Annotated in this window: 22 protein-coding genes; 6 read left to right on the top strand and 16 right to left on the bottom strand. The window is 66.6% G+C overall.

Translation table 11 applies throughout. The features are described from left to right. Positions 1-184: 184 nt before the first annotated feature. From Q0982_RS22530 to Q0982_RS22500, 7 genes are all read right to left on the bottom strand, one after another. Positions 185-1,972 carry an acyl-CoA dehydrogenase C-terminal domain-containing protein gene (locus Q0982_RS22530; protein ID WP_299400013.1) on the bottom strand — a complete coding sequence of 596 codons (1,788 nt, stop codon included), beginning with the start codon at positions 1,970-1,972 and terminating at the stop codon, positions 185-187. A 218-nt stretch (positions 1,973-2,190) separates the two neighbouring features. After that, the gene (locus Q0982_RS22525; protein ID WP_299400011.1) at positions 2,191-4,521 is read right to left on the bottom strand and encodes a 3-hydroxyacyl-CoA dehydrogenase/enoyl-CoA hydratase family protein; all 2,331 of its coding nucleotides are present in this window, start codon (positions 4,519-4,521) and stop codon (positions 2,191-2,193) included. Then, on the bottom strand, positions 4,521-5,660 hold the full coding sequence (locus Q0982_RS22520; RefSeq protein WP_299400009.1) for a thiolase family protein: 1,140 nt from the start codon (positions 5,658-5,660) through the stop codon (positions 4,521-4,523). Before Q0982_RS22520 ends, Q0982_RS22525 begins: the two co-directional genes overlap by 1 nt. 66 nt (positions 5,661-5,726) lie before the next feature. Beyond that, complete coding sequence (locus Q0982_RS22515) at positions 5,727-6,125, bottom strand: MerR family DNA-binding transcriptional regulator (protein WP_299400007.1); 399 nt, start codon at positions 6,123-6,125, stop codon at positions 5,727-5,729. Beyond that, positions 6,122-7,873 carry a long-chain fatty acid--CoA ligase gene (locus Q0982_RS22510; protein ID WP_299400005.1) on the bottom strand — a complete coding sequence of 584 codons (1,752 nt, stop codon included), beginning with the start codon at positions 7,871-7,873 and terminating at the stop codon, positions 6,122-6,124. Before Q0982_RS22510 ends, Q0982_RS22515 begins: the two co-directional genes overlap by 4 nt. 376 nt (positions 7,874-8,249) lie before the next feature. Beyond that, positions 8,250-9,467, bottom strand: coding sequence for a fumarylacetoacetate hydrolase family protein (locus tag Q0982_RS22505; RefSeq protein WP_299400003.1), 1,218 nt, complete (start codon positions 9,465-9,467; stop codon positions 8,250-8,252). 34 nt (positions 9,468-9,501) lie between these two features. Next, complete coding sequence (locus tag Q0982_RS22500; RefSeq protein ID WP_299400001.1) at positions 9,502-10,329, bottom strand: MipA/OmpV family protein; 828 nt, start codon at positions 10,327-10,329, stop codon at positions 9,502-9,504. 383 nt (positions 10,330-10,712) lie between these two features. Here Q0982_RS22500 and Q0982_RS22495 point away from each other — a divergent pair, with 383 nt between their 5' ends. Beyond that, complete coding sequence (locus Q0982_RS22495) at positions 10,713-11,270, top strand: TetR/AcrR family transcriptional regulator (RefSeq protein ID WP_299399999.1); 558 nt, start codon at positions 10,713-10,715, stop codon at positions 11,268-11,270. 7 nt (positions 11,271-11,277) lie between these two features. Here the strand turns inward: Q0982_RS22495 and Q0982_RS22490 are convergent, their stop codons facing one another. The 4 genes from Q0982_RS22490 to Q0982_RS22475 all read right to left on the bottom strand — a co-directional run bounded on the left by Q0982_RS22490 (position 11,278) and on the right by Q0982_RS22475 (position 15,404). Next, a complete protein-coding gene (locus tag Q0982_RS22490; protein WP_299400015.1) occupies positions 11,278-12,255 on the bottom strand; it encodes a zinc-dependent alcohol dehydrogenase family protein in 978 nt (325 codons plus the stop codon). Positions 12,256-12,428: 173 nt separating this feature from the next. Continuing rightward, positions 12,429-13,703: a TRAP transporter large permease gene (locus Q0982_RS22485; RefSeq protein ID WP_322097090.1), complete on the bottom strand. Its 1,275-nt coding sequence runs from the start codon at positions 13,701-13,703 to the stop codon at positions 12,429-12,431. 86 nt (positions 13,704-13,789) lie between these two features. Further along, entirely contained in the window at positions 13,790-14,386 is a 597-nt protein-coding gene (locus tag Q0982_RS22480; RefSeq protein WP_299399994.1) for a TRAP transporter small permease, read from the bottom strand. A 22-nt stretch (positions 14,387-14,408) separates the two neighbouring features. Beyond that, entirely contained in the window at positions 14,409-15,404 is a 996-nt protein-coding gene (locus tag Q0982_RS22475) for a sialic acid TRAP transporter substrate-binding protein SiaP (RefSeq protein WP_299399992.1), read from the bottom strand. Between the two features lie 221 nt (positions 15,405-15,625). Between Q0982_RS22475 and Q0982_RS22470 the strand changes: the two genes are divergently transcribed. From Q0982_RS22470 to Q0982_RS22455, 4 genes are all read left to right on the top strand, one after another. Next, positions 15,626-16,417: a FadR/GntR family transcriptional regulator gene (locus Q0982_RS22470; protein ID WP_299399990.1), complete on the top strand. Its 792-nt coding sequence runs from the start codon at positions 15,626-15,628 to the stop codon at positions 16,415-16,417. Positions 16,418-16,450: 33 nt separating this feature from the next. After that, positions 16,451-18,016 carry a UxaA family hydrolase gene (locus Q0982_RS22465; RefSeq protein ID WP_299399988.1) on the top strand — a complete coding sequence of 522 codons (1,566 nt, stop codon included), beginning with the start codon at positions 16,451-16,453 and terminating at the stop codon, positions 18,014-18,016. Beyond that, complete coding sequence (locus tag Q0982_RS22460) at positions 18,013-19,137, top strand: Ldh family oxidoreductase (protein WP_299399986.1); 1,125 nt, start codon at positions 18,013-18,015, stop codon at positions 19,135-19,137. The genes Q0982_RS22465 and Q0982_RS22460 overlap by 4 nt, the downstream gene beginning before the upstream one ends. Before the next feature lie 111 nt (positions 19,138-19,248). Continuing rightward, positions 19,249-19,509, top strand: coding sequence for a hypothetical protein (locus Q0982_RS22455; protein ID WP_299399984.1), 261 nt, complete (start codon positions 19,249-19,251; stop codon positions 19,507-19,509). Positions 19,510-19,614: 105 nt separating this feature from the next. On the opposite strand, the gene Q0982_RS22450 is transcribed toward Q0982_RS22455, so the two are convergent. After that, a complete protein-coding gene (locus tag Q0982_RS22450; RefSeq protein ID WP_299399982.1) occupies positions 19,615-19,851 on the bottom strand; it encodes a DUF2061 domain-containing protein in 237 nt (78 codons plus the stop codon). Positions 19,852-20,005: 154 nt separating this feature from the next. On the opposite strand from Q0982_RS22450, the gene Q0982_RS22445 reads away from it, so the two are divergent. After that, a complete protein-coding gene (locus tag Q0982_RS22445; RefSeq protein WP_299399980.1) occupies positions 20,006-20,326 on the top strand; it encodes a hypothetical protein in 321 nt (106 codons plus the stop codon). Between the two features lie 30 nt (positions 20,327-20,356). On the opposite strand, the gene Q0982_RS22440 is transcribed toward Q0982_RS22445, so the two are convergent. Genes Q0982_RS22440 through Q0982_RS22425 form a run of 4 tightly spaced genes read right to left on the bottom strand, consistent with a single transcriptional unit; the run spans position 20,357 to position 23,090 of the window. Then, the gene (locus tag Q0982_RS22440; RefSeq protein WP_299399978.1) at positions 20,357-21,067 is read right to left on the bottom strand and encodes a glutamine amidotransferase; all 711 of its coding nucleotides are present in this window, start codon (positions 21,065-21,067) and stop codon (positions 20,357-20,359) included. After that, positions 21,064-21,702 (bottom strand): TlpA disulfide reductase family protein, encoded by a 639-nt coding sequence (locus tag Q0982_RS22435; RefSeq protein WP_299399976.1) that lies wholly within the window; start codon positions 21,700-21,702, stop codon positions 21,064-21,066. Before Q0982_RS22435 ends, Q0982_RS22440 begins: the two co-directional genes overlap by 4 nt. After that, complete coding sequence (locus tag Q0982_RS22430; protein ID WP_299399974.1) at positions 21,702-22,376, bottom strand: protoglobin domain-containing protein; 675 nt, start codon at positions 22,374-22,376, stop codon at positions 21,702-21,704. Before Q0982_RS22430 ends, Q0982_RS22435 begins: the two co-directional genes overlap by 1 nt. 18 nt (positions 22,377-22,394) lie before the next feature. Beyond that, entirely contained in the window at positions 22,395-23,090 is a 696-nt protein-coding gene (locus Q0982_RS22425; protein WP_299399971.1) for a MarR family winged helix-turn-helix transcriptional regulator, read from the bottom strand. Between the last annotated feature and the right edge of the window lie 93 nt (positions 23,091-23,183).

Below are 23,183 nucleotides of genomic sequence, written 5' to 3'. Positions count from 1 at the left end.
TCCAGCTCATGCAGCACCCGCGCCTGATAGCTGCGCCAGGTGCCGGTAAAGCGGAACTCAGGAAAGGCCGTCCGCTGTCGGTCCGCGGCTGCGTCCACGCTGTCCCCCCGGGAACGATGGGTCCCACCCCGCGAAGGAGACTATCGGGTCGGGCGCGACCGCACCAACATCAATTGCGGGGGAGCTAAAACGCGGCTTCCTTCATCTCCATCAGCGGCGCCTTGCCGGCCATGATGGCGGCGAAGAGGCCGGAGCTTCTGGGCAAAAGACGCTGGAAGAAGAAGCGCGCGGTGGCGAGCTTCGCCTCGTGGAACGCCGGCATCTCGCCGTTGGACTTGTCGAGACTCACCTTCACCATGCGCGCCCAGACGTAAGCCAGAGCGGTGAGCGCGAAGAGGTTCAGGTAGTCGGTGGCGGCAGCGCCGGCCTCCTCCGGGTCCTTCAGGCCCTGCTGGGCGATCCACAGGGTGGACTGTTGCAGGCGGCTGAGCACCTTGGCGAGGGGGGCCACGAACTCCGCCATCTGCGGGTCGGTCTGGTGCTCTTCGATGAAGGCCTGGACCGGATGGAAAAAACGGCGCAGCAGGCGGCCCATGTTCTGGCCCAGCTTGCGGCCCACCAGGTCGAGCGCCTGGATGCCGTTGGCGCCCTCGTAGATCTGGGCGATGCGGGCGTCGCGCACCAGCTGCTCCATACCCCACTCGCGGATGTAGCCGTGGCCGCCGAAGACCTGCATGCCGGTGTTGGTGGCCTCGAAGCCGTGGTCGGTGAAGAAGGATTTGATGATCGGCGTCATCAGGGCGACCAGATCATCCGCCTCCTGGCGCACCGCTTGGTCGGGATGCTTCTCGGCGACGTCGACGGCCATGGCGACCCAGAGGGCGAGCGCGCGCGAGCCCTCGTTGTAGGCCTTCATGGTCAGCAGGTTCTTGCGCACGTCCGGGTGCACGATGATAGGGTCGGCGGGCTTGTCCGGATGCTGCGGCCCGGCCAGCGAGCGGCCCTGCAGCCGCTCCCTGGCGTAGGCAGCGGCCGACTGATAGGCGGTCTCGGCCAGGCCCAGGCCCTGCATGCCGACATCCAGGCGCGCCACGTTCATCATGGTGAACATCTTGGCCATGCCGGTGTGGGGTTCGCCCACCAGATAGCCCTCCGCCTCGTCGAAGTTCATGACGCAGGTGGAGGAGGCCTTGATGCCCATCTTGTGCTCGATGGACCCGCAGGCAACGCCGTTGCGCGGGCCGACCGAGCCGTCGTCCTTCACCAGGAACTTGGGCACGATGAACAGCGAGATCCCCTTGGAGCCTTCCGGCGCGTCCGGCAGCTTGGCCAGCACCAGGTGAACGATGTTTTCGCTGAGATCATGTTCGCCGGCGGAGATGAAGATCTTGGTGCCGGTGATCTTGTAGCTGCCGTTGCCGTTGGGCTCCGCCTTGGTGCGGATAAGGCCCAGGTCGGTGCCGCAATGGGGCTCGGTCAGGCACATGGTGCCGGACCAGCGGCCGTGGATCATGTTGGGCAGGAAGGCCGCCTTCTGCTCGTCGCTGCCGTGCAGCTCCAGGGCGTTGCAGGCGCCGTGGGTCAGGCCCGGATACATGCCGAAGCTGAGGTTGGTCGAGCAGATCAGCTCGGTGAAGACGAACTGCAGGGTCTTGGGCAGGCCCTGGCCCCCGTAGTCGGGGCTGAGCGCCAGGCCGTTCCAGCCGCCCTCGCAGAAGGCGTCGTAGAGCTCCTTGAAGCCCTTGGGCGTGCGCACAACGCCGTTTTCGAAGGTGCAGCCCTCCTCGTCGCCGGGCTGGTTAAGCGGCAGGAGCTCGTTCTCACAGAACTTGGCGCCCTCTTCGATCACCGCATCCGCCAGTTCGCGGCCCGCTTCCTCATAGCCCGGCAGGCTGGCGACCCTGCCGTCGTAGTCCAGCAGGTCGTAAAGCACGAAACGGATGTCATCCAGGGGTGCGGAATAGCTGACCATGGTCTGGTTCCTCGATGTCTTGCTCTAACGCGCAGCAATACGACTCTTTGGCCCGCCTTGCCTCGCCCTTCGAGACGGACCTTCGGTCCTCCTCAGGGTGAGGCAAAGCTGCGGATCGATTGACCTCATGCCGAGGAGCCCCCGGAACAGTCCGGGGGCGTCTCGAAGCACGGGGTCATTCGCTGGGCCGACTCTTTTCATCTTCACGTGCAAGGCCTCTAGTTACGCAGGGGCTTGCCGGTTTCCAGGGTGTGCTCGACCCGGGCCAGGGTCCCGGGTGTGCGCACCAGACGCATGAAGGCTTCCCGCTCCATCTTCAGGACCGCGTCCTCGCTCACCGGCTCGGTGTGGTCGGCGCCATCGCCGCCGGTCAGAACATCAGCCAGCTCACTCGCCACCACCATGTCGTGCTCGGTCGCCACGCCCTTGGCGTAGAGATCGCGCAGGGCAAAAGCGAGGGAGGCCTTGCCGGAAGGCCCGGGCAGGCTGAGCTCGACGGGCTCCGGCGGCTGGTAGCCCTCGACCAGGGAGAGCGCCGTTTTCTTGGCGTCGGCCAACAGGCGCTCGCGGTTGAAGGTGACGTGGTCCTCACCGCGCAGGAAGCCCAGCTCCTTGGCCTCGAAGGCGGACTTGGCGACCTGCGCCATGCCGATGGTCTCGAAGGCCTTGGCGACCGGCGGCATCGGCCCCTTGGGGCGCTTGGGGTCGCGGGCGAGACGGCTCAGCAGCTCCTTGCAGCCGCCCCAGGCCGGGACGACGCCGACACCGGCCTCGACGAGGCCGATGTAGCTCTCGGCGTGGGCCTGCACCGCGTCGGAGGCGAGCAGGATCTCGCAGCCGCCGCCCAGCGCCAAGCCGGAGGGCGCGGCCACCACCGGGAAGGGCGCACGCTTGAGGGCCGTGTAGATCTTCTGGCCCTGGGCCACCATGTCCTCGATCATCGGCCAGGCGCCGACATTGGCGGCGAACATCGCCAGGCCCAGGTTGGCGCCAGCGGAGAAGTGGCTGCCCTCGTTGTAGATCACCAGCGCCTTGTGTTCCTTCGGCACGAACTGAACGGCCTGGCCGATGATCTTGAAGACCTCGGGATCGATGGTGTTGAGCTTGGTGTGAATCTCCAGGCAGACGACGCCGTCGCCGATGTCCCAGAGGGAGGCCGAACCGTTCTTCGCCAGGGGCTCGCTGCCGAGCTTCACGTCGGACAGCAGCAGCACGCCGTCGCCGCGCTCCACATCGGCATAGCCGCCCTCGACGGTCAGGTGCTGCAGGCGGCCGTCCTGGACCCGGTAGAAGCCCTCAGCCGCTGCAGCCTTTTCCAGCAGCGGCGGGACCGGGCGGCCCTCGGCCTTCAGCCGTTCGGCGAAGTCGGCGGCGCCCAGCTTGTCGATCAGTTCGAAGGGCCCGAATTTCCAGTTGTAGCCGAGACGCATGGCGCGGTCGACGGAGGGCACGTCGTCGGCGATCTCCGGTACCAGGGCGGCGGCATAGCCCAGCGTCTGGGACAGCACGGCCCAGGCGAACTGGCCACCCTTGTCGTCATGCGCCACCAGCGCCTTGGGGCCGCCGCGGCGGCTGGCCGAGACGCTGGCGAGGGACGGTTTCTGCGCCGGCGCGTAGTCGCCGCTCCCCAGGTCTATGGCCTCCTTCACCCGCGCACCGTTGGCCTTGTTCAGGCGGTAGAAACCGCCCTTGCCTTTGCGGCCCGTATAGCCTTCGGCGATCATCTTCTCCAGAAGGGGAAAGGGCTGCCGCAGGCCCTGGTAGGCGTCGTCCGGGGCCAGGGTGGCGGCCAGCGAGGCATCCACCTTGGGCATGAGGTCGAGGCCGACCAGATCCAGCAGCGCGAAGACGCCGGTCTTGGGCACGCCGATGGGCCGGCCCATGACGGCGTCGGCCTCCTCGACCGTGAGGCCGCGTTCGCGCGTCTCCACCACCGCGCACTGCAGCCAGAAGGTGCCGATGCGGTTGGCGACAAAGCCCGGGGTGTCGTGGCAGAGCACCACGCCCTTGCCGAGCTGATGGTCGGCGAAGGCGGTCATGGTCTCCGGCACCTCGGGCCGGGTCTCCTTGCCCACCACCAGTTCCAGCAGCGGCATGTAGCGCGGCGGATTGAAGAAGTGGGTGATCAGGAAATCGCCCTGGAAGCGGGCCGGCATATCCTGCGTCAGGAGTGACAACGGCAGGGTCGAGGTGTTGGAGGAAACGATGGAGCCGTCCTTGCGCACCGCCTCGATTTTCTCGTAGAGGGCGCCCTTGATCTGCGGGTCCTCGATCACCGCCTCGACGATCCAGTCGACCCCGGCGAGCTTCTCCAGGTCGTCCTCGACATTGCCGGGGGTGACGAGCTTGGCCAGGCGCTTGGACATGAAGGGTGCCGGGTCGGCCTTCAGCATCCTGGCGATGGCCCCTTCGGCAAGAGCGTTGCGACTGCCGCCCTCCTTGGGCACGACGTCCAGAAGCAGCACGGGCACGCCCGCGTTGGCGAGATGGGCGGCGATGCCCGCCCCCATCACGCCGGCGCCGATGACGGCAGCGGATGCGATGGTCATCAGGCCGCCTCCAGAACCGTGGCGATGCCCTGACCGCCGCCGATGCACTGGGTCGAAAGGGCGAGCTGCTTGCCTTCGCGCTTCAGAAGCTGCGCGGCCTTGCCGGTGATGCGCGCGCCGGTCGCCCCCAGGGGATGGCCGAGGGCGATGGCACCGCCGTCGATGTTGGTCTTCTCGAGGTCGAGACCCAGTTCGTCGGCGCAGGCCAGCGCCTGGGAGGCGAAGGCCTCGTTCAACTCGATGATGTCGAGGTCGCCGACGCCGATGCCGGCGCGCTCCAGCGCCTTGCGGCTGGCGGCCACCGGGCCGATGCCCATGACTTCCGGATCGCAGCCGGCCACGGCGATCGAGCGCAGCCTGGCCAGCGGTTGCAGTCCGTGGGCCTTGGCATAATCCTCCGATGTCACCAGCACGGCGGAGGCACCGTCGGTGAGCGGCGAGGCGGTGCCGGCGGTGACGCTGCCGTCGGTCGAGAAGGCCGGCTTCAGCTCGGCCAGGGCTTCAGCGGAGGTGTCGGGGCGGATGCAACCGTCGGCCTCCACCGTCGCGCCGTTGGCCTGGATCGGGACGATCTCGTCGCTCAGCTTGCCGGCGGTCTGTGCCGCCGCAGCCTTGACGTGACTGGAGACGGCAAACTCCTCCTGCCGGCCGCGCGGGATCTGATGCTTCTGCGCGACGTTCTCCGCCGTCTCGCCCATGGAGATGTAGGCCTGGGGGAAACGCTCGGCGAGGCCCGGGTGCAGCAGCGGATTGAAACCTGCCATCGGCACCCGGCTCATGGACTCGATGCCGGCACAGATAAAGGCCTCGCCCGCGTCCATCTGAATGTTGCCGGCGGCCATGTGGATCGACTGCATGGAGGACCCGCAGAACCGGTTCACGGTGGTCCCGGCGACCGAGATCGGCAGATCCGCGAGAAAACCGATCAGCCGCGCGACGTTGAGGCCCTGCTCGCCTTCGGGGAAGGCGCAGCCGACGATCAGGTCCTCGATATCCTTGGGGTCGACCCCGGTCTTTCCGAGCAGACCGCGCACCACCTGGGCCGCCATCTCGTCGGGACGAACCTTCACCAGGTCCCCCTTGTTGGCGAAGTGAAAGGGGGAACGGGCGTAGCCTGCGATAACAACGTTCTTGTGCATGGGTCGGACCTTTCGGCGTTGATCTCCTGGCCGCAGCGCGGATGCCGGCGGCGGAGGGTAAGACTGTTACTCGGCGGCCTCGGTACTGGCGCCCTTGGACCTCAGAAAATCCTCCACATCGGAGGCAATGCTGCGCAATTCGTCGAGGGTTTGCTGCAGATCGCGATGCTGCGCCTCCAGGGTCTCGATGCGATCACGGGCCTTGTTGAGAGTCAGGCGCATCTGTTCGACCTGCCCCGGGTCGCTGTCGTAGAGATCGAGCCACTCGGCGATCTCCCGCAGCGAAAACCCGAGGCGCTTGCCGCGCAGGATCAAAATCATGCGCCCGCGGTCGCGGTGCGTGTAGACGCGGGTCTTGCCGGCGCGCTGCGGCGCGATCAGACCCTTGTCTTCGTAAAAGCGCAGCGCCCGCGGCGTGACGTCAAGCTCCTGCGCCAGCTCGGTCACCGAGTAGAGCTTGGTCATGAAGGCTCCTGCCCCTGACCCACGGACTCCGCCTCTTGCGGCGATGCTGCAGCGGCGTGCTTGGCGCGCTCCTCGGCGATCAGTTCTTTCTTGGAGAGCTTGCCGATCATGGTCTTCGGCAGCTCCTCGCGGAACTCCGCCTGGCGCGGCATCTCCATGGGCGAGAGCTTGTCCTTGAGAAAGTCCTGAAGCGCTTCGAGCGTCAGGTGCTCGCCCTCCTTCAGGCGGATAAAGGCCTTGGGCACCTCGCCGCGATAGTCGTCCGGCACGCCGATGACCGTGACCTCCGCCACCAGCGGATGCCGGTAGATCGCTTCCTCGATATGCCGCGGATAGACGTTGTAACCGCCGGAGATGATCACCTCCTTGAGGCGGTCGATGAGGAAGGTATAGCCCTCCTCGTCCATGTAGCCGACGTCGCCGGTGTGGACGCTGCCGGCGCGCAAAGTCTGTGCGGTTTCCTCGGGGCGCTGCCAGTAACCGGCCATCACCTGGGGGCCGCGGATGCAGATCTCACCCACCTCGCCCAGCGGCATCAGCTTGTCGGGATCGTCCAGGGAGCGGATCTCGATGGTCGTGCCGGGCATCGGCAGGCCGATGGAGCCGTCTTTCTGCGTGCCGATCAGCGGGTTGCAGGTCGCCACCGGGGAGGTCTCGCTGAGTCCGTAGCCCTCCAGCACGTTGCAGCCGGTAAGGGTCTGGAAGCCCTCGCGCACTTCCTGCGGCAGGGAGGCACCGCCGGAGAGGCAGTAGTTGATGCAGGAGAGGTCGTAACGCGCCAGCTTCGGATAGTGAATGATGGCGTTGTAGAGCGTGGGCACGCCGGGAAAGCAGGTCGGCTTGGTGCGCGCAATCGCCTTCAGCAGCATGGTGATCTCGAAGCGCGGCAGCAGAACGATCTCCGCCGCGCCGCGGATGCCCAGATGCATGATCACCGTCATGGCAAAGACATGGAACAGCGGCAGCACCGCCATCATGCGTTCCTTGCCCATCTCGGCGCCGATGAACCAGGTCCAAAGCTGGCTGGTGTTGGCGGAGAGGTTGCCATGGGTCAGCATCGCGCCCTTGGGCGTGCCCGTCGTGCCGCCGGTGTATTGCAGCACCGCGACGTCCTCGACGGTCACCTCCGCCGGCTCGAAACGGCCGTCGTTGTCGATCATGCGGGCGAAGGCAACATAGCCCTCGTCCTTCGGCATCTTCGCCAGTTCGCCGCGCTTGGCGATGGCGAACAGCTGGCGCTTGGGAAAGCGCAGGACATCGCCCATGGCGCAGACCACGATCTTCTTCAGGGCCGTCTTCCTGAAGGCGTCAACCAGCTTGGGCAGCAGCAGCTTCAGATCCAACGTGACCGCCACTTCGGCGCCGGAGTCCGCCAGCAGGTCGAGCACCTCCTCCTCGGCATAGAGCGGGTTCACGTTGACGACGATGGCGCCCAGCTTCATCAGCGCGAAATAGCAGACCACATAGTAGGGCGTGTTGGGCAGGAAGAGCGCGACCCGGGTGCGCTTCCTGACCCCCAGGTCCTGGAAGCCGCGCGCCGCGCGGTCGACCAGATCGCTGACCTGCTGGTAGCTGTAGCGCTTGCCCAGGAAGTCGAGACAGGGCTGGCCGCCGTATCCGGCCACGGCCCGGTCGAAGGCCAGGTACAGCGGTTCCTGGAGCACCGGGCCGTCCCACGCGACGCCGGGCGGATAGCTCTTGTCCCAGGGCAGCCCGGGATCACCGATACTGGATTGGTCTAGGGCCATGTCTCACCACGTGGTTGTCGCAGGCGGTTGTCGTTTGGGGCGGTTGCTGTCCGGCGCCGCCGCACCCAGTGACCGGGTTCCGGCGAGGGCGACCTGTCCGAGGCCCGCCACAGAACCCGCCGGCCCACAAGTGTCCGACCAAGTGATTACGAACCTCTATAGATGTAATCATTTTCCACAAAGCGTCAATAAGATGACGTATACGTGAAGCACCGGACCTTGTGTCAAATTCGGTCACCTTGCGGCATCGCCGATTGCCACCTGGAAGTGTGTCAGGATGAGATGCTGACGGGAATGGCGAAAAATGCGCCGGGCCGGCCCCCGGGGAAGGGAGGGGCCGGGCCGGCAGCCCGCGCAGGCTTGGGATTGGCTGCGGCTATTCGCGGGGCGCGGCGATCATGGCGATGGCAATCCGCCCGAGCCGGCTGCTGCTGTGTTCCACCCGGTCGCCCGGCTGCAGGAAGCGCCGGCTTTCCAGGTCCCGCTCGATGGCGCGCTCGATCACATAGTCGCGCGGCGAGGCGACGGAGAGGAAACCGGCAAGGCAGACATAGGCAACCGCCCCGCAGCCGATCTCCCGCTCCGTCGGCGGACGGAACAGGATGCCCGCCGGGGTGCCGGACAGCAGCACCGTACCCTCGCGGATCACACCGTCGGCGGTCAGGGGCACGGGGCGGCCCTCGAACACCCAGCGTGCGGCATCGCCGGCCTCCAACACGAAGCCGGCCATCTGGCGAAAATCGAGGATCATCTCCGCACCGGAGCTGGACTGCATGGGCGTGCCGTTCCGGACGGTGGCGATCGCCTCCTCCGCGACAAAGCGGCGCCAGTCTTCGGGCACCACCAGGTAGGGCCCGGTCGGCATGCGGCCCTGGCCGCTTTTCGCGTCGCTGAAGCCGAGGCCGCTCAGTTGGTCTTCATCGGGAAGGTTGCGCAGCAGGGCCGCGCGGTCGGTAAAGTCGCCGCAGAGAAAGACCCCTTTCAGGGCGGCATCGAAGTCACCGATGCTGCGAATGTCGCGGTCGAAGCGCATGCAAAGTTCGACCTCGTAGTCGAAGAGCCCGGCCTCGGCATCGACGCCAAAGGCGCCAAGGGCAGCCGTCGGGCGGGCGAACTTCGGAAAGGCGAAGACGCCTTCGTTGTTCACCTCCTCGCCATGGTCGGCGAAGTTGGTGCCGAAGGCGATATGGTCTTCCCCCTGCGCCGCCGGCATCAGTTGTTCGAAGCCGTAGCGCCGGGCCATGCCCGCCGGGTTGCGGGCCAGTTCGACCAGCGCCGGGCGGCCGAGCCTGCGGATGGCGTCGAAGGCATCGCCGGCCTGCCCGTCCAGCAGCGGCGCGAGATCGATGCCGACCACCGCGTCCTCGGCCTCGCCGGTCACCAGCAGCAGCGTTTCGGACCCCCCGGCGGCGCCCAGCCGGGCGAAGGTCAGTGCCTCCTCGAAGGGTGCGATCGACCCGGCGGGCTGCGGGCCGACCTCCGCCGCCTCGATTGGCCCGGACGGCGATGCACAGACCAGGAAGTAACCGGCATAGACCGCAGTGACGATCACCGCCGAAACCAGAAGAGCGCAGCGTTTCTTGCTGATGGTCATGATGGACTCCCGTTTGGTGTCAGCCCGCTCGGCATCAAAAGGAGAAAGAAACAGCGAGGCCGGCGAAGACCTGATCCGGCGAGCCCTCGTCATCGACGACCGGACTGTCGGCGGCATCGCCGACGAGGCGCGTGTATTCGAGACGGCCGACGACGCCCCAGCGTTCTGAGATCGCGTAGCCGAGCGAAACCTCCGCCACGACGTCCTTCAGGCCGCCTTCGGCGTCGAAGGCCGAGAGACCGCTGCGGGCGGAGTCGGCCCCGTCGATTCCAAAGTAGGTCTCGGCATAGTCGTCGCTGGCGAAGGTGAGGCCGGCATCGAAACCGAAGCGCCAGCGCTCCGCGAAGAAGGTTGCATAGCCGCCGCCGAGACCGACGGTCAGGCCGTCATGGGTGCCGGTGACATCGGCCAGGACCTCGATGCCAAGTTCCAGTTCGTCCTGCGGCCGCAGGACCTCGACGAACTGGTAGCGCAGAAAGCCGCCCAGCTCGATGGCGTCGTCGATCTCCGACAGGCGGTCGACGGCATTGCTGCTCACGTCGTCGCGTCCCGGACGATAGGTGAAGGAGGGGCCGAACTGCAGCCCCGGCCGGTTGCGCAGGTTGAGACGGGCATCGAGGCCGTCGATCTCCAGACCCAGCCCGTAGCCCTCGATCCGGCTGATGATGAGCGGCACGGCCTCGTAGTCGGAGGCGCCCTCGTACTCCGGCGAGAGGGCGGGGCCGAGCGCGATGAAACCGCTCACCCCGCCGTCGCTGTCTTCAGGCTGGCCATCCTGGGCCAGGGTTGCGGCGGGAAACAGCATGGCACCGCCGGCAAGGGCCGGCAGCAAAAGACGGAAAGGCGCATGGTGCTGCTGCACGTTCCAGAAACTCCTCTTCAATTTTCCACTTGAGAGCGGATCGGCCCCTTGAGAGCCGATCGTGCCGCGGGCCGGTGCCGGCGGCGATTTCGGTAGTAGTGTGAGTAAGAGCTTACGTTCTGGAAACTCGCATTCCGCAGTGCAGCAGAACCGGACCGCGCGGGCGCCGAGACGCCACGAAAGCCGCTTTATATAAGCATTTTCAGGGGGCTAGTAGCAGACCCTCCGGGATGCGCTACTCGCGTTTTGCACGGCCCAGCGCGGTCGACGGCGCCGCGGAAGCGGGCTAACCTGCCGTCAATATGAGCAAATCCTCACGTCAAACCGGGGTCTGCCGCCCGGCCAAGGTGCGGCGCCAACCACGCCAGGAACGCTCCCGCGCGATGGTGGATGCCATCGTCGAGGCGACCTGGAAAGTGCTGGCGGAAGAGGGCTATGCCGCGGCCAGCACCAACCGCATCGCCGAGCGGGCCGGCACCAGCGTCGGCTCCCTCTACCAGTACTTCCCCAACAAGGACGCCATCGTCGCCGCCGTACAGCGGCGCCACCATGCCGACCTCAGCGCGGTCATGGCCGCCGCCTTCGCCGAGGCCGCCGGGCAACCGTTGGCGGTCGCCACCCGGCTGCTGATTCGGGCCAGCCTGGACTCCCACCTGCTGGACCCGGACCTGCACCGCACGCTCTCGGAAACCGTGCCGGCCTCGGTCAACCCGGAGACCCGCAAAACGCTGCTCAACGGCATTCACGCCCAGATCCGCGGCTGGCTGATGAGCCACCGCCCTGAAGTGACGGTGACGGATTTCGACACCGCCGCCTTCATCATCCTGAACATGGTGGAGTCCTGCTGCCATGCCGCCGTTCTCGGGCAGGGACCGGCGGTGGATGCCCAAAAGGTCGAAGACGAACTGACCGCGGCGGTGGTTGGCTACCTGACTCGATGAACCGCGTTCAGGGCCGCAAGACGGCGGCGCCCTGAAGCCGCCCGGCGCGCAGGTCGTCCAGCGCCCGGTTGGCCTCGGCGAGGGGATAGTCGCGGGTGTGGGTCCTGACCGGCACCCTGGGCGCGAGGGCGAGAAACTCCTCGGCATCCCGGCGCGTCAGATTGGCGACGGAGCGCAGCGTCCGCTCCTCCCAGAGGATGCGATAGGGGAAGCTGGGGATGTCGCTCATGTGAATGCCCGCGCAGACCACGGTGCCGCCGCGCGCGGTGCGTCTCAGCGCTTCCGGCACCAGGGCGCCGACCGGCGCGAAGAGGATGGCGGCGTCGAGTTCCTCGGGCGGCGCCTCGCCGGAGGCACCGGCCCAGACGGCGCCGAGGCCGCGGGCGAAGGCCTGGGCCTCTTCGTCGCCGGGGCGGGTGAAGGCGAAGACTTCCCGCTCCTCCCAGAGTGCGACCTGGATCATGATGTGGGCGGCGGCGCCGAAGCCGTAGACGCCGAGGCGCCTCGCCTCCCCCGCCATGCGATAGGCGCGGTGACCGATCAGGCCGGCGCAGAGCAGCGGCGCCGCCTCGGAATCGCTGTAACCTTCCGGCAGGGCGAAGGCATAGCGTGCGTCGGCCAGGCAGTGCTCGGCATAGCCGCCGTCGATCTGATAGCCGGTATAGCGTGCTTCGCCGCAGAGGTTCTCCCGCCCCGTCACGCAGTAATCGCAGACGCCGCAGGAAAAGCCGAGCCAGGGCACGCCGACCCGCTGTCCGACTTCGAAGGTCTCGACACCCGTCCCCAACGCCTCGACAATCCCGACGATTTCATGGCCGAGAACGATCGGCAGCTTGGGCTCCGGCAGTTCGCCGTCGACGACATGCAGGTCGGTGCGGCAGACACCGCAGGCCCCGACCTTTAGGCGGATCTGTCCCGGCCCGGGATCGGGAACATCCAGTTCCGCCGCCTCCAGGTGCCCGGCCGCCTTTGTCCGCAGAACCATCGCTCGCATGGGCCTCAGCCTAGAGCAGATCCGCGTTTGATGGAATCGCGGCAGGCGATCCATCAAGCCGGTGAATCTGCTCCAACACTTTGAAATAGAGCGGATTCACATGTTTGGACGGAGACCCAAAGTGTTTCCGTCCAAACATGATCCGCTCTAGCAAGCGCCCCGGCTCAACGATAGATCAGGGTCGGCAGGAACATGGAGATGCCCGGCACGAAGGTGATCAGCAGCAGGACGGCGACGAGCGGGACGAGAAAGGGCACGGTGGAGGCGACGCAGCGCTCGAAAGGCACGCCGGAAACCCGCGAAAGCACGTAGATCACCATGCCGACCGGGGGCGTCAGCAGGCCGATCATCAGGTTCAGCACCATCACCACGCCGAAGTGCACGGGATCGATGCCGAGCTTGACGACGATCGGCAGCAGCACCGGCACCAGAATGGTGATGGCGGCGATGGTCTCCATGAAGCAGCCGACAATCAGCAGGATGATGTTGATCATCAGCAGGATCAGAATCGGGTTCTCCGTTACCTGCAGGATGAGGTCGGCGAAGAGTTCGGTCACCCGGTTGCTGGTGAGGATCCAGGCGAAGATCGAGGCTGCGGCAACGATAAACATGACGATGGCCGTGGTCTCGATGGTGTCGAAGCTGACCCGCAGCAGGCGGCGGATCGTCAGGGTGCGGTAAACCACCAGGCCGAGCAGCAGGGCATAGGCCGACGCGGCAATGGCCGCCTCCGTCGGGGTGAAGACGCCGCCCAGGATGCCGCCGACAATGATCACCGGCGTCAGCAGCGAGAGGAAGGCGCGGCGCAGGCTGCCGAGCAGCAGGCCCCAGGCGAAGCGGGCATCGCGCGGATAGTTCCGCCTGCGTGCGTACCAGGCGACCATGACCATCAACGCGGCGGCCATCAGCAGCCCGGGAATGAACCCGGCGGCGAAGAGCTGGCCGATCGAGGCCGAGGCGACGACGCCGTAGATCACCATCGGCAGCGAGGGCGGAATGATCGGCCCGATGGTCGAGGAGGCCGCGGTCACGCCGACGGCGAAGTCCGCATCGTAGCCGGCATCGCGCATCGCTTTGATCTCGATGGTGCCGAGCCCGCCGGCGTCGGCCACCGCCGCGCCGGACATGCCGGCAAAGACCACGCTGGCGCCGACGTTGACGTGGCCCAGCCCGCCGCGCATCCAGCCGACGCAGGCCTTGGCGAAATCAAAGATGCGGTTGGTGATGCCGGCAGTGTTCATCAGGTTGCCGGCCAGGATGAAAAAGGGCACCGCCAGCAGGGGAAAAGAGTCGACGCCGTTCACCATGCGGTGGATCACCACCAGATCGGGCACCTGGCCCGACAGCAGGATGAAGACCAGCGACGAAAAGGCCAGCGCAATGGCGATCGGCACCCCGAGCACCAGCAGCACGAAGACCATGATGAAAAGAAGCGCCATCAGCATCGCAAAGAGGTCCCGGTCAAACGGTCATCTGGTCAATCGATCGCCTGGTCAATCGATCACGGGGTCAATCGATCATGGGGTCAATCGATCATCTGGCGCTCGCCGGGCCGCGTCAGCGCGGAATAGCCCTGGCGCCAGTGACGCCAGGCCACGCGCACTGCGTAAAAGGTCATCGCCAGGAAGGCGACGAAAACCACCCAGTAGACGACGTCCTTGCCCAACTCGATGGACGCCATTTTCTGGTTGGTTCTGAGCGCCAGCTTGACGGTGATCCAGGCGCAAGCGGCAAAGAAGACGACCCGCAGAACGTCGACAAAGGTCGAGACGGCCCGTCCCCATGCGCCGGGCAGGTAGCGATAGAAGAACTCCACCGCGATGTGGCTGTTCTTGCGCACTGCAAGGCCGGCCCCGACGAAGGTGACTCCGATCAGAAGGTAGCGCGCGATCTCCTCCGTCCAGCCGATGGAATCGTTCAGGACGTAGCGGGAGAAGAACTGCAGAAAGACGACCCCCGCCAGCACCCAGAAGATCACGAGAACGAGCCCGTCCTCCGGCCTGATGTCGCTCAGGTCGATGGCCTTGTCGCCCTCTTCGGACAGAGGGTCTTTGGCCGACGGCGGGGCGGGAGGCGCCGACGGCGCCTCCCTTCGTCCCTCCCGGTTATCTTGCTCGGGCATGCAGCGCTCGGGCCCGGGCCGGCTACTGGATGGCCTGGAGCTTGTCGTAGGTCGTCTGATCCCAGGTTGCCGCCGGCCCGTTGTGCAGCGGCACCACCGCTGCGCGGAAGGCAGCGCGGTCGACCTCGTTGACCGTCTTGCCCTGGTCACGGAACCAGGCCACCAGGGTCTGCTCCGCCTCGATAATCTCGTCGGTGGCCCCCTGCGCGGCTTCCCTCAGAACACCGTTCAGCATCGCCTTGTCGTCGTCGGAAAGGCCGTTCCAGGTCGACCCGGACACGATGGTCATCAGCGCATCGGTGATGTGGCCGGTGAGCGTGATGTAGTCCTGGACCTCGTAGAACTTCTTGAACTGAATGGTCGGCAGCGGATTCTCCTGCGCGTCCACCACGCCCTGCTGCAGCGCCAGGTAGACCTCCGCAAAGGCGATCGGCGTCGGGTTGGCGCCGACGGCTTCGGGGAACATCTTGTAGAGCGGCGCGTTGGGCACGCGGATCTTCAGGTTGTTCATGTCGGCCGGCGCCTTGATCTCCTTGTTCGAGGTCACGTGGCGCTGCCCGTAGTAGGTCAGGGTGATGACCTCGTTACCGGTGCTGTCGCGGTAGCCGGTGACCATCTCCTGAAACAGGTCACTGTCGCGGTAGGCCGCCCAGTGCGCGTAATCGCGGAACATGTAAGGCGATCCGCCGATGGCGATCGGGCCGTAGGAACGGCCCGCGAAGAGCTGGCCGGTATAGATGATATCGACGGTGCCGAGCGTCAGACCTTCATTGATGTCGACCTCCTTACCCAGCGAGGACGCCGGGAAGACCTCGATCTCGTAGCGGCCGTCGGAGCGCTTCTTCATCTCCTCGGCGGCCCACTCGGCCCACTTGTGATAGGGCGAGCCGGTTTCATAGACATGGGCCCACTTGAAGGTCTGGGCCGCCGCGGCGGGGCCCGAAGGGCTGCCAAGGACGGTTGCCGCAGCAACGGCAGCGGCAACAACCAGAGCTGATGACTTCCACGAAGTCCGCATCGTTTCCTCCCGATGGTTCTTTGTTAAGCCGTCACATCCTGGGGATGTGCGGGGTGCTATAAATTGGTCTGACCACCTGATAGCTTGACCTTCCTACCATTCCTTTGCACCTTGTGACCAGAGGGAATCAGCGCGCATCGGCGCCAGGAACCCTGTAGCCTTCGGGCCAGCAGCGGGAGTCATCGCAGCCTGGCGCCGATAAAGGAGGAAAGCCCAGCGTCATGCCGGTCGAGGCGATTCAGACCAAGCGCCTGTTCCAGCAGGTCTTCGAGCAGCTTGCGAAGCTGATCGCCAGCGGAGAGTTTCCAATCGGGGAACGCCTGCCGGCGGAGCGCGACCTGGCGCGGCAGCTTGGCGTGAGCCGGGCGACGGTCCGCGAGGCCATGATCGCGCTGGAGCTTTCCGGCCTTGTCGAGGTGCGGGTCGGTTCGGGCGTGTTCGTCGTCGCCACCCGGCGCAGCGGGGCGGCCCCGGCGACCGCTGCAGGGTCTGATGGAGGCGACTCCATTCCCGATCTCGGTCTCGGCCCCTTCGAACTGATCGAAGCACGGCGGCTGATCGAAGGTCAGGTCGCCTACCTTGCCGCCCAGCAGATTCAGAAGAGCGATTTCGACGCCCTGGAGGCGAGCCTGAACCTGATGGCGGAGGAGCACCGCTCGGGCTTCCAAACGGAAAACGGCGACCGGCGCTTTCATGTCGCCATCGCGCGGGCAACCCGCAACAACGCGTTGATCAAGATGGTGGAACTGCTGTGGGACCTGCGCGAAGCCTCGCCGCTTTGGGCCAAGCTGCACGAACGGGTGCGCGCCGCCCAGGTCCGCCCGGCCTCGCTGGACGACCACCTGCGCGTGCTGGAGGCCCTGCGGGCGGGCGATCCGGTTCTCGCAAGGGAAACCATGGACGCCCACCTCTGCCGCGTCGCCGACGACCTCCTGCGGATCTCCGAGGCGGAGTTTGCCGGCGAGGTCGACGATGAAGAGCGCCGCCGCGGCCAGCGGGCGGTCGGGCGCTAGAAACCGAAACACACAGGACACAGAGTCAAAGCCATGACAGCACCGGACCACGGCGGCGAGACCGCCAGAGGACAGGCAGCCGGCCTGACCATCCGGCTCAGCCCCAAGGACAACGTGGTGGTGAGCCGCGCCGACATCCTGGAGCGCACGGAGGTGCCGGGCGAAGGTGTCACCACCATCAACCGCATCCCCACCGGGCATAAGCTTGCCGTCCGCGCCATCGAAAAGGGCGCGGCGATTGTGAAGTACGATCAGGTCATCGGCTTTGCCGCCAAGCCGATCGCAGCCGGCGAGCACGTGCATGTGCACAACTGCTCCATGGGCGATTTCGAGCGCGACTACGCCTTCTGCGAGGCGGCCAAGGCGACCGACTTCTTCCCCGAGGATCAGCGCGCAACCTTCCAGGGCTACCGCCGCGCCGACGGGCGCGCGGGCACGCGCAACTACATCGGCATCCTCACGTCGGTGAACTGCTCGGCGACCGTGGCGCGCTACATTGCCGAGGCCTTCAACAAGACCGGCATCCTGGACGACTATCCGAACGTCGACGGGGTCGCCGCCTTCGTGCACTCCACCGGCTGCGGCATGGCCGACAGCGGCGACGGCTACGAGGCGCTGCAGCGTACGCTCTGGGGCTATGCGCGCCACCCCAACTTCGCCGGGGTGCTGATGGTGGGTCTCGGTTGCGAGGTGAACCAGATCCCCTTCCTGCTGGACGCTTACGGGCTGACGCAGGGCGAAAACTTCCAGACCCTCACCATTCAGCAGAGCGGCGGCACAAGGCGCACGGTGGACGAGGCCATCGCGCGCATCACGGCCATGCTGCCCGCCGCCAACGCCGCGCGCCGCGAGACGGTGCCGGCCAGCGAACTGACCCTCGCCCTGCAGTGCGGCGGCTCGGACGGCTACTCCGGCATCACCGCCAACCCGGCCCTCGGCGCGGCGGCGGACCTGCTGGTGCGCCATGGCGGCACGGCAATTCTCAGCGAAACGCCGGAGATCTATGGCGCCGAACATCTGCTGACCCGCCGCGCCGTCGACCGCGCGGTTGGCGAAAAGCTGATCGAGCGCATCCGCTGGTGGGAGGACTACACCAAGCGCAACGGCGGGGAGATGAACAACAATCCCTCCCCCGGCAACAAGGCCGGCGGCCTCACCACCATCCTGGAAAAGTCCCTGGGGGCCGCGGCCAAGGGCGGCACCACCAACCTGACCGGCGTCTACAAGTATGCCGAAGCGGTGACCGCCAAGGGCTTCGCCTTTATGGACAGCCCGGGCTACGACCCTTGCTCTGTGACCGGCCAGGTGGCCTCTGGCGCCAACGTGGTCTGCTTCACCACCGGGCGCGGCTCGGTCTTCGGCTTCAAGCCTTCGCCCTCCATCAAACTGGCCACCAACAGCGCCATGTACCGGCGCATGGAGGAGGACATGGACATCAACTGCGGCGGCATCGCCGACGGCGAGGCGACGGTGGCGGAGGTCGGCCAGCAGATCTTCGAGCGCATCCTGGCGGTGGCCAGCGGCACCCCCTCCAAGTCCGAAGCGCTTGGCTTCGGCGATGCCGAGTTCATTCCCTGGCAGATCGGAGCGGTGATGTGAGTGAGGCTCCGGACACGACCCTGGACAACACGGTGGCGGAGCAGTCTCAGCAGGACCTGACGGCGTCTCACCGCGTCGCGGCGGCAGCGCTGGAGAGCTTCGTCGGCGCTGTGTTGCGCGGCGCCGGAGCCGACGCGCCCTCGGCCGATGCCGCGGTGCGCGCGCTGGTCGGCGCCTCCCTCCGCGGGGTCGACAGCCACGGCGTGCGGCTGCTGCCGCACTACGTGAAGGTGTTGGAGGGCGGACGGGTAAAGGGCCGCCCGCAGATGCGCTTCGACAAGCGCGCCGCCGCCGTCGGCGTGCTGGATGCCGACAACGCGCTCGGCCACTTCGCCGGCTACCGCGCCATGGAGGAGGCCGTGCGCCTGGCCGAAGACGCCGGCGTCGGCGCCGTTTCGGTTCTGAACTCCTCGCACTTCGGCGCCGCCGGCGCTTACAGCCTGGCCGCGGCGGAAGCCGGTTGCCTGGGACTTTGCGTCTGCAACAGCGACTCCGCCGTCTTCGCCCACAGCGGCCAGGCCAAGTTTCACGGCACCAATCCGATCAGCCTGGCGGCGCCTGTTGCGGGTCAGCGTCCCTACCTGCTGGACATGGCGACCTCGTCGATCCCCTTCAATCGGGTGCTGCAGTTCCGCGCGCTCGGCCAGCGGCTGCCGGCCGAGGTGGCGGTCGATGCTGAGGGCAAGGTCACCCAGGATTCCGAAGCGGCAACCGCCCTGCTGCCGTTGGGCGGCAGCACCTACGGCTACAAGGGTGCAGGCCTCGCCGGCCTGGTGGAAATCCTCTCCGCCGCCCTCACCGGCATGCGCCTCAGCCACGAGATCCCCAGCATGATCGAGTCCGACTGGTCGAAGCCGCGGGACATGGGCCAGTTCTTCCTCGCCCTCAAGCCCGAGGTCTTTCTGCCCTCTGCGGACTACCAGGAACGCATGGCCGCCTATCTGGACGCACTGCGCAACCAGCCGAGTCTGGAAGGCGAGAGCGTGATGGCGGCCGGAGATCGGGAATGGGCGGTCGAGGACGAACGCAGCGCCCGCGGCATCCCGCTCGACGCCCACAACTGGCAGGTCTTCGCCGGGCTCGCCGAGCGTTTCTCCCTGGAGCCCCTGGCAGTCCTGTGAGAGGGCCGCCCTCTAAGGACACGGCCCTTCCGACGGTCGCCTTGCGCAGGGTTCTGTGGCACAACACCTCCCAGGGTCGCTGAACACTTCTTTTGGGAGAAGAGGTCGGGCATGAATCTGAAGGACCGTTCACAGGAAGCCGTGCAGGCCGCGCGCAAGGTTCTGGGCGCCGAGCTGTCGGAAGAGCAGAAGGCGGCTCTTTCCGAGGTCATCGAAGCCGCCATGGCCGACGCGATGCGGGAAACCGCGCAGCAGTCCGGCGAGGCGGCCGTTGCCTGCTGCAGTCACGACAAGGACATGGCGCACAAGATCGCCGACGAGATCGAGCGCTCGAACCAAGCCCTGATCGCAAACCTCTCGAGCCTGCGCTAGCGCGGATCGTGGCCGGAGGGAGGCAGCTTGCGCTTCCCTCTGACCACGCAGGTCCGCTCTGTTTGCCGGTGTTGGAACGGCGTCGCCGGGTTTGCCGGATCCGCTCTAGGCCGCTGCCGCGACAGTCCCAGAGACTGTGGTCCCAGCGCGGGCGGCCGGGCGGCGGCCCCATCGCTCCCAGGCGCGCTCGTGAAAGAAGAACGCCACCGTGTTCACCGCCGGCTCGATGAGCGCGACGCCGGTGGCAATCACCACCGAGCCCGTCAAAGCGTAGGTCACGCCGAAGCCGACGGCGAAGTGCACAACCGCGAAGGAGGCGGTCTTTGCCAGATCCCGGGTCATGGCTCATCCTTTCTTTAGAATTATTCTAATTGCGAATTATTATCATTTAAAGATAAGCGAGGCTGAAGTCAAGGCCCGTGGCGCAAGAAAACGCTCCGCCCGGCCTCATCGCCATGGCATGCTCCAAAGCTCATAACTGAGGAAATCCAAGGCCTTGCGCACCCCGGATCCGGATATCGAAGCGGAAGTGCGGTTTCTCGCGACAGAAGAAGGCGGCAAGAGCCAGCCCTGCCGGTCAGGCTACCGGACGACCCATAACTTCGGGCTGGACGGCACGCTGACCGACGCCCTGCATGTCTTTCCGGGGGTCAAAGAGGTCCTTCCAGGCGAAACCGTGACGACCCGGATGTCCTTCCTGGCCCCGCAGTACCAGGAGGGCCGCCTGTATGTGGGGTTCCGCTTCACAGTGCAGGAAGCCAAAAGGGGCAGGAAGCCAACTGGATCGTCGGCCACGGCCGGATCACCAGGATCCTGAACGAGGCCCTGCAGCGCCCCTAGTGGCTGGTCAGACCGGCGCGCCGACCCGCAGCCATTGCTTCAGGGTTTCGCCCGCGGCCGATTCCAGCGCCGGGCCCTCCTGGGCGGCCTGGGCGCGCAGGGCCGGCACATCGACGCCCTCGGTCGTGGCGATCTCCAGGGTGTGGCCGATGAACCAGCGCTCCAGGCCCGCCGCCGTCGCCTCGATATGGAACTGGGTGGCCAGCGCATAGTCGCCCAGGGCGAAGGCCTGGTTTTCGTAGTGCGTGTTGGAGGCCAGGCGCACGGCGCCGGTCGGGAGATCGAAGGTGTCGCCATGCCAGTGGAGGACGGCGGCCCCGGCCTCCGCCACCGGGGCCAGCACCTGCTCGCCCTCCAGGGTATAGGTCAACCGGCCGTAGCCGATCTCCTTCACGCCGCCGGGATAGACCCGGGCACCCAGAGCCCGGGCCATGAGCTGGGCACCCAGGCAGATGCCGATGATCGGGCGGCGCTCGGCCAGGCGCCTTTCGATGACCGCGATCTCGTCGCTGAGAAAGGGATAGGACGCTTCCTCGTAGGCACCGATGGGCCCGCCCAGCACGACCAGCAAGTCGGCGTCCATCAGCGCGGGATCGGCAAAGGAGTCGAGCCCCGCCTCCCGGTAACCGATGCGGTAGCCCAGCGTTTCCAGCGCCGGGCGGAACGATCCGAGATCTTCGAAGTGAACATGCCGAATGGCGAGCGCCAGCTTGGTCATAAAGGACAGACTCCCGTGTCACAGCCGGCGGATCCCGGAACCGAATCCGACGACTTCGCTGTCTGCGGCGACAGTGGGTCGATACGTCTTGGGCCGTTCTGGTCTGGTTCGTTCTGGTTTGGGTCTTCTGCAATCAGCCGGCTGAGGAGCACGCCCAGGTGCAGATCCGCCAGCCGGCCGAAGTGATGGTGCCGCAAACGGCCATGGCGGTCCACCAGCAAGAGGCTGGGGGTGCCCCGCAGGCCGTAACGGGACATGGTCTCGGGCAGTGGACTGTCCTTTTGGGGGCGGTCGACGCCGATGGGAAAGGTGAGCCGGTACTCATGGATAAAGGCCGCCAGGGCCGGCGGTCCCATGGCATCGTGATGCTCGAAGACCGTGTGCAGGCCGACCACGGCGAGGGCGTCGCCGGCCAGTTCGTCCTGCACCGTCTGGGCCTGCGGCAGAGCCTGGGCGACGCAGCCGGGGCAGAGCATCTGGAAGCTGTGCAGCATGACCACCCTGCCACGGAAGTCGGCGAGGCCGAGCGGCCGCGGCGTATTGAACCAGGGCTCCACCGACCAGTCCGGCAAAAGAGGCGGGGGTGGCGCCCCCGCATTGCTCTCCGCCGGTGCAGCCGTTTCCACGGGCGCCATCAGAAGTCCCCTTCGCGGATGTAGGGGTGGCTCCAGAGGATGGTCTGCAGCACCACGGCTTTGGTCCAGGCGGCGTGCATCTTCTCCACCGTCTCGGCATCGTGGCCCTTGTTGGCGAGGAAGGGCTTCACGGTTGCCGAGATCGGGTAGATGAAGGCGACCAGATAGCGGAAGTGGATGTGGTCGACAGAAGGCGCGGCATCCACCTCGTTCTTGCCGATGCGGTGATGGCGGCGGCCGATCTCGTGCTGGTAATCGAGCCAGGCCTGGTCGTAGTCGGCCGCGGTGGTGTCGCGGATCCACTGGGCGAAGCGCTGGCGCACGCGGCCGAGGTATTCCATGTCGGGTTGGCCGCTGGCCTTGTTGGTGAAGTAGTAGATGAGATGGGGATTGGCGCCGACATAGCCGTACCAGACATCCAGGACGTCCTCGATCTGATCCGCCAGGACCTCGCCGGCGAGGTTCAGGTGCGCCGTATCCTCGTCAGTGAACAGCAGGGTCTGCTTCAGGAGGTCGAGGTCCTCCAGGCTGACCGGCGAGCGCGGCAAATCGGCACTGCCAAACGTGTATCCGGGAACGCTCTCCGCCGCGGCGGCGGGCAGGCTGACGGCAGACAAAGCGGTGACGTTCAGGGACATCGCCAGCGCGGCGATCCCCGCTTTCAAAGCGGACATGGGGACTCTCCTTTTGCTCTACGGGCTGCTCTGGGGGTCGTTCAAGGGGGGAACGACCTGCTCCAGAAAACGGCTCCAGTTCTCGTCCTGGAGCGCGGCTTCGGCGGCGACGTGATCGGGACAGTCGAGGCGCAGCTCCGGCTCACCGAAAGCGGCATCGACAAAGGCGCAGTGGTGCGGACGTTCGGGGTCGTCATGCACGCCCGGCCGGAAGTAGCGGCAGGTGACGCACATCTGCGAGACCGGGATCTGCCCGCGCTGCTGCAGGCTGCGGATCATCTTGATCAGCGCGCGATAGAAGACCTGCCGCTCGGCCGGCTCGAGACTCTCGACGGCGGCATGCAGAAAGTCGGGCCAGAGCGCAGCCTTGCCGGCCTGCGCGCGTCCCGCCTCCGTCAGGCTGAGGGCGACAGCACGACTGTCGGTCGGGTCCGGCTGCTTCACCACCAGGCCTTTGCGCACCAGGGCGGTCACGGCCTCGCTGGCGGTCGGCCGGGTCACGCCCAGCGCCTCGGCCACCTCGGCGAGACGCAGCCCCGCGTTGCCCGGCGCAGCAGCCAGCGCCGCGAGCGCCTGGCCCTGGGTCGGGGTCAGGCCCTGGCTGCCTGCCCCTTTCCAGGCCTGGCTGCGGATCGCCTGGCCCAGCTTGCTGAGGCCCGTCCCGATCTTCTGATCGAGGATCGCGCGTTCCTTGTCGAAAGGGTTCCGGCTCATGGCAGCCTCTATTGTTTGGACTCCTAACTAAATAGCGATCCGCTCTCCTCTGTCAAGGGGCTGCCGCCCCGGACGCCCAGGTCTCCTCCGGCT

Origin of the sequence: Pelagibius sp. (genome assembly GCF_028281305.1) — a bacterium.
Lineage (GTDB): Bacteria > Pseudomonadota > Alphaproteobacteria > Kiloniellales > Kiloniellaceae > Pelagibius.
The sequence above is the reverse complement of the archived record's forward strand: the minus strand, read 5'-3'. Positions and strand labels throughout refer to the sequence as shown.

Excerpts from the sequence above, each read along its gene's own strand:
- Q0982_RS22530 (WP_299400013.1), bottom strand. The coding sequence starts at position 1,972 with ATGGTCAGCTATTCCGCACCCCTGGATGACATCCGTTTCGTGCTTTAC.
- Q0982_RS22525 (WP_299400011.1), bottom strand. The coding sequence starts at position 4,521 with ATGACCATCGCATCCGCTGCCGTCATCGGCGCCGGCGTGATGGGGGCG.
- Q0982_RS22520 (WP_299400009.1), bottom strand. The coding sequence starts at position 5,660 with ATGCACAAGAACGTTGTTATCGCAGGCTACGCCCGTTCCCCCTTTCAC.
- Q0982_RS22515 (WP_299400007.1), bottom strand. The coding sequence starts at position 6,125 with ATGACCAAGCTCTACTCGGTGACCGAGCTGGCGCAGGAGCTTGACGTC.
- Q0982_RS22510 (WP_299400005.1), bottom strand. The coding sequence starts at position 7,873 with ATGGCCCTAGACCAATCCAGTATCGGTGATCCCGGGCTGCCCTGGGAC.
- Q0982_RS22505 (WP_299400003.1), bottom strand. The coding sequence starts at position 9,467 with ATGACCATCAGCAAGAAACGCTGCGCTCTTCTGGTTTCGGCGGTGATC.
- Q0982_RS22495 (WP_299399999.1), top strand. The coding sequence starts at position 10,713 with ATGGTGGATGCCATCGTCGAGGCGACCTGGAAAGTGCTGGCGGAAGAG.
- Q0982_RS22490 (WP_299400015.1), bottom strand. The coding sequence starts at position 12,255 with ATGGTTCTGCGGACAAAGGCGGCCGGGCACCTGGAGGCGGCGGAACTG.
- Q0982_RS22485 (WP_322097090.1), bottom strand. The coding sequence starts at position 13,703 with ATGGCGCTTCTTTTCATCATGGTCTTCGTGCTGCTGGTGCTCGGGGTG.
- Q0982_RS22480 (WP_299399994.1), bottom strand. The coding sequence starts at position 14,386 with ATGCCCGAGCAAGATAACCGGGAGGGACGAAGGGAGGCGCCGTCGGCG.
- Q0982_RS22475 (WP_299399992.1), bottom strand. The coding sequence starts at position 15,404 with ATGCGGACTTCGTGGAAGTCATCAGCTCTGGTTGTTGCCGCTGCCGTT.
- Q0982_RS22470 (WP_299399990.1), top strand. The coding sequence starts at position 15,626 with ATGCCGGTCGAGGCGATTCAGACCAAGCGCCTGTTCCAGCAGGTCTTC.
- Q0982_RS22465 (WP_299399988.1), top strand. The coding sequence starts at position 16,451 with ATGACAGCACCGGACCACGGCGGCGAGACCGCCAGAGGACAGGCAGCC.
- Q0982_RS22455 (WP_299399984.1), top strand. The coding sequence starts at position 19,249 with ATGAATCTGAAGGACCGTTCACAGGAAGCCGTGCAGGCCGCGCGCAAG.
- Q0982_RS22450 (WP_299399982.1), bottom strand. The coding sequence starts at position 19,851 with ATGACCCGGGATCTGGCAAAGACCGCCTCCTTCGCGGTTGTGCACTTC.
- Q0982_RS22440 (WP_299399978.1), bottom strand. The coding sequence starts at position 21,067 with ATGACCAAGCTGGCGCTCGCCATTCGGCATGTTCACTTCGAAGATCTC.
- Q0982_RS22435 (WP_299399976.1), bottom strand. The coding sequence starts at position 21,702 with ATGGCGCCCGTGGAAACGGCTGCACCGGCGGAGAGCAATGCGGGGGCG.
- Q0982_RS22430 (WP_299399974.1), bottom strand. The coding sequence starts at position 22,376 with ATGTCCGCTTTGAAAGCGGGGATCGCCGCGCTGGCGATGTCCCTGAAC.
- Q0982_RS22425 (WP_299399971.1), bottom strand. The coding sequence starts at position 23,090 with ATGAGCCGGAACCCTTTCGACAAGGAACGCGCGATCCTCGATCAGAAG.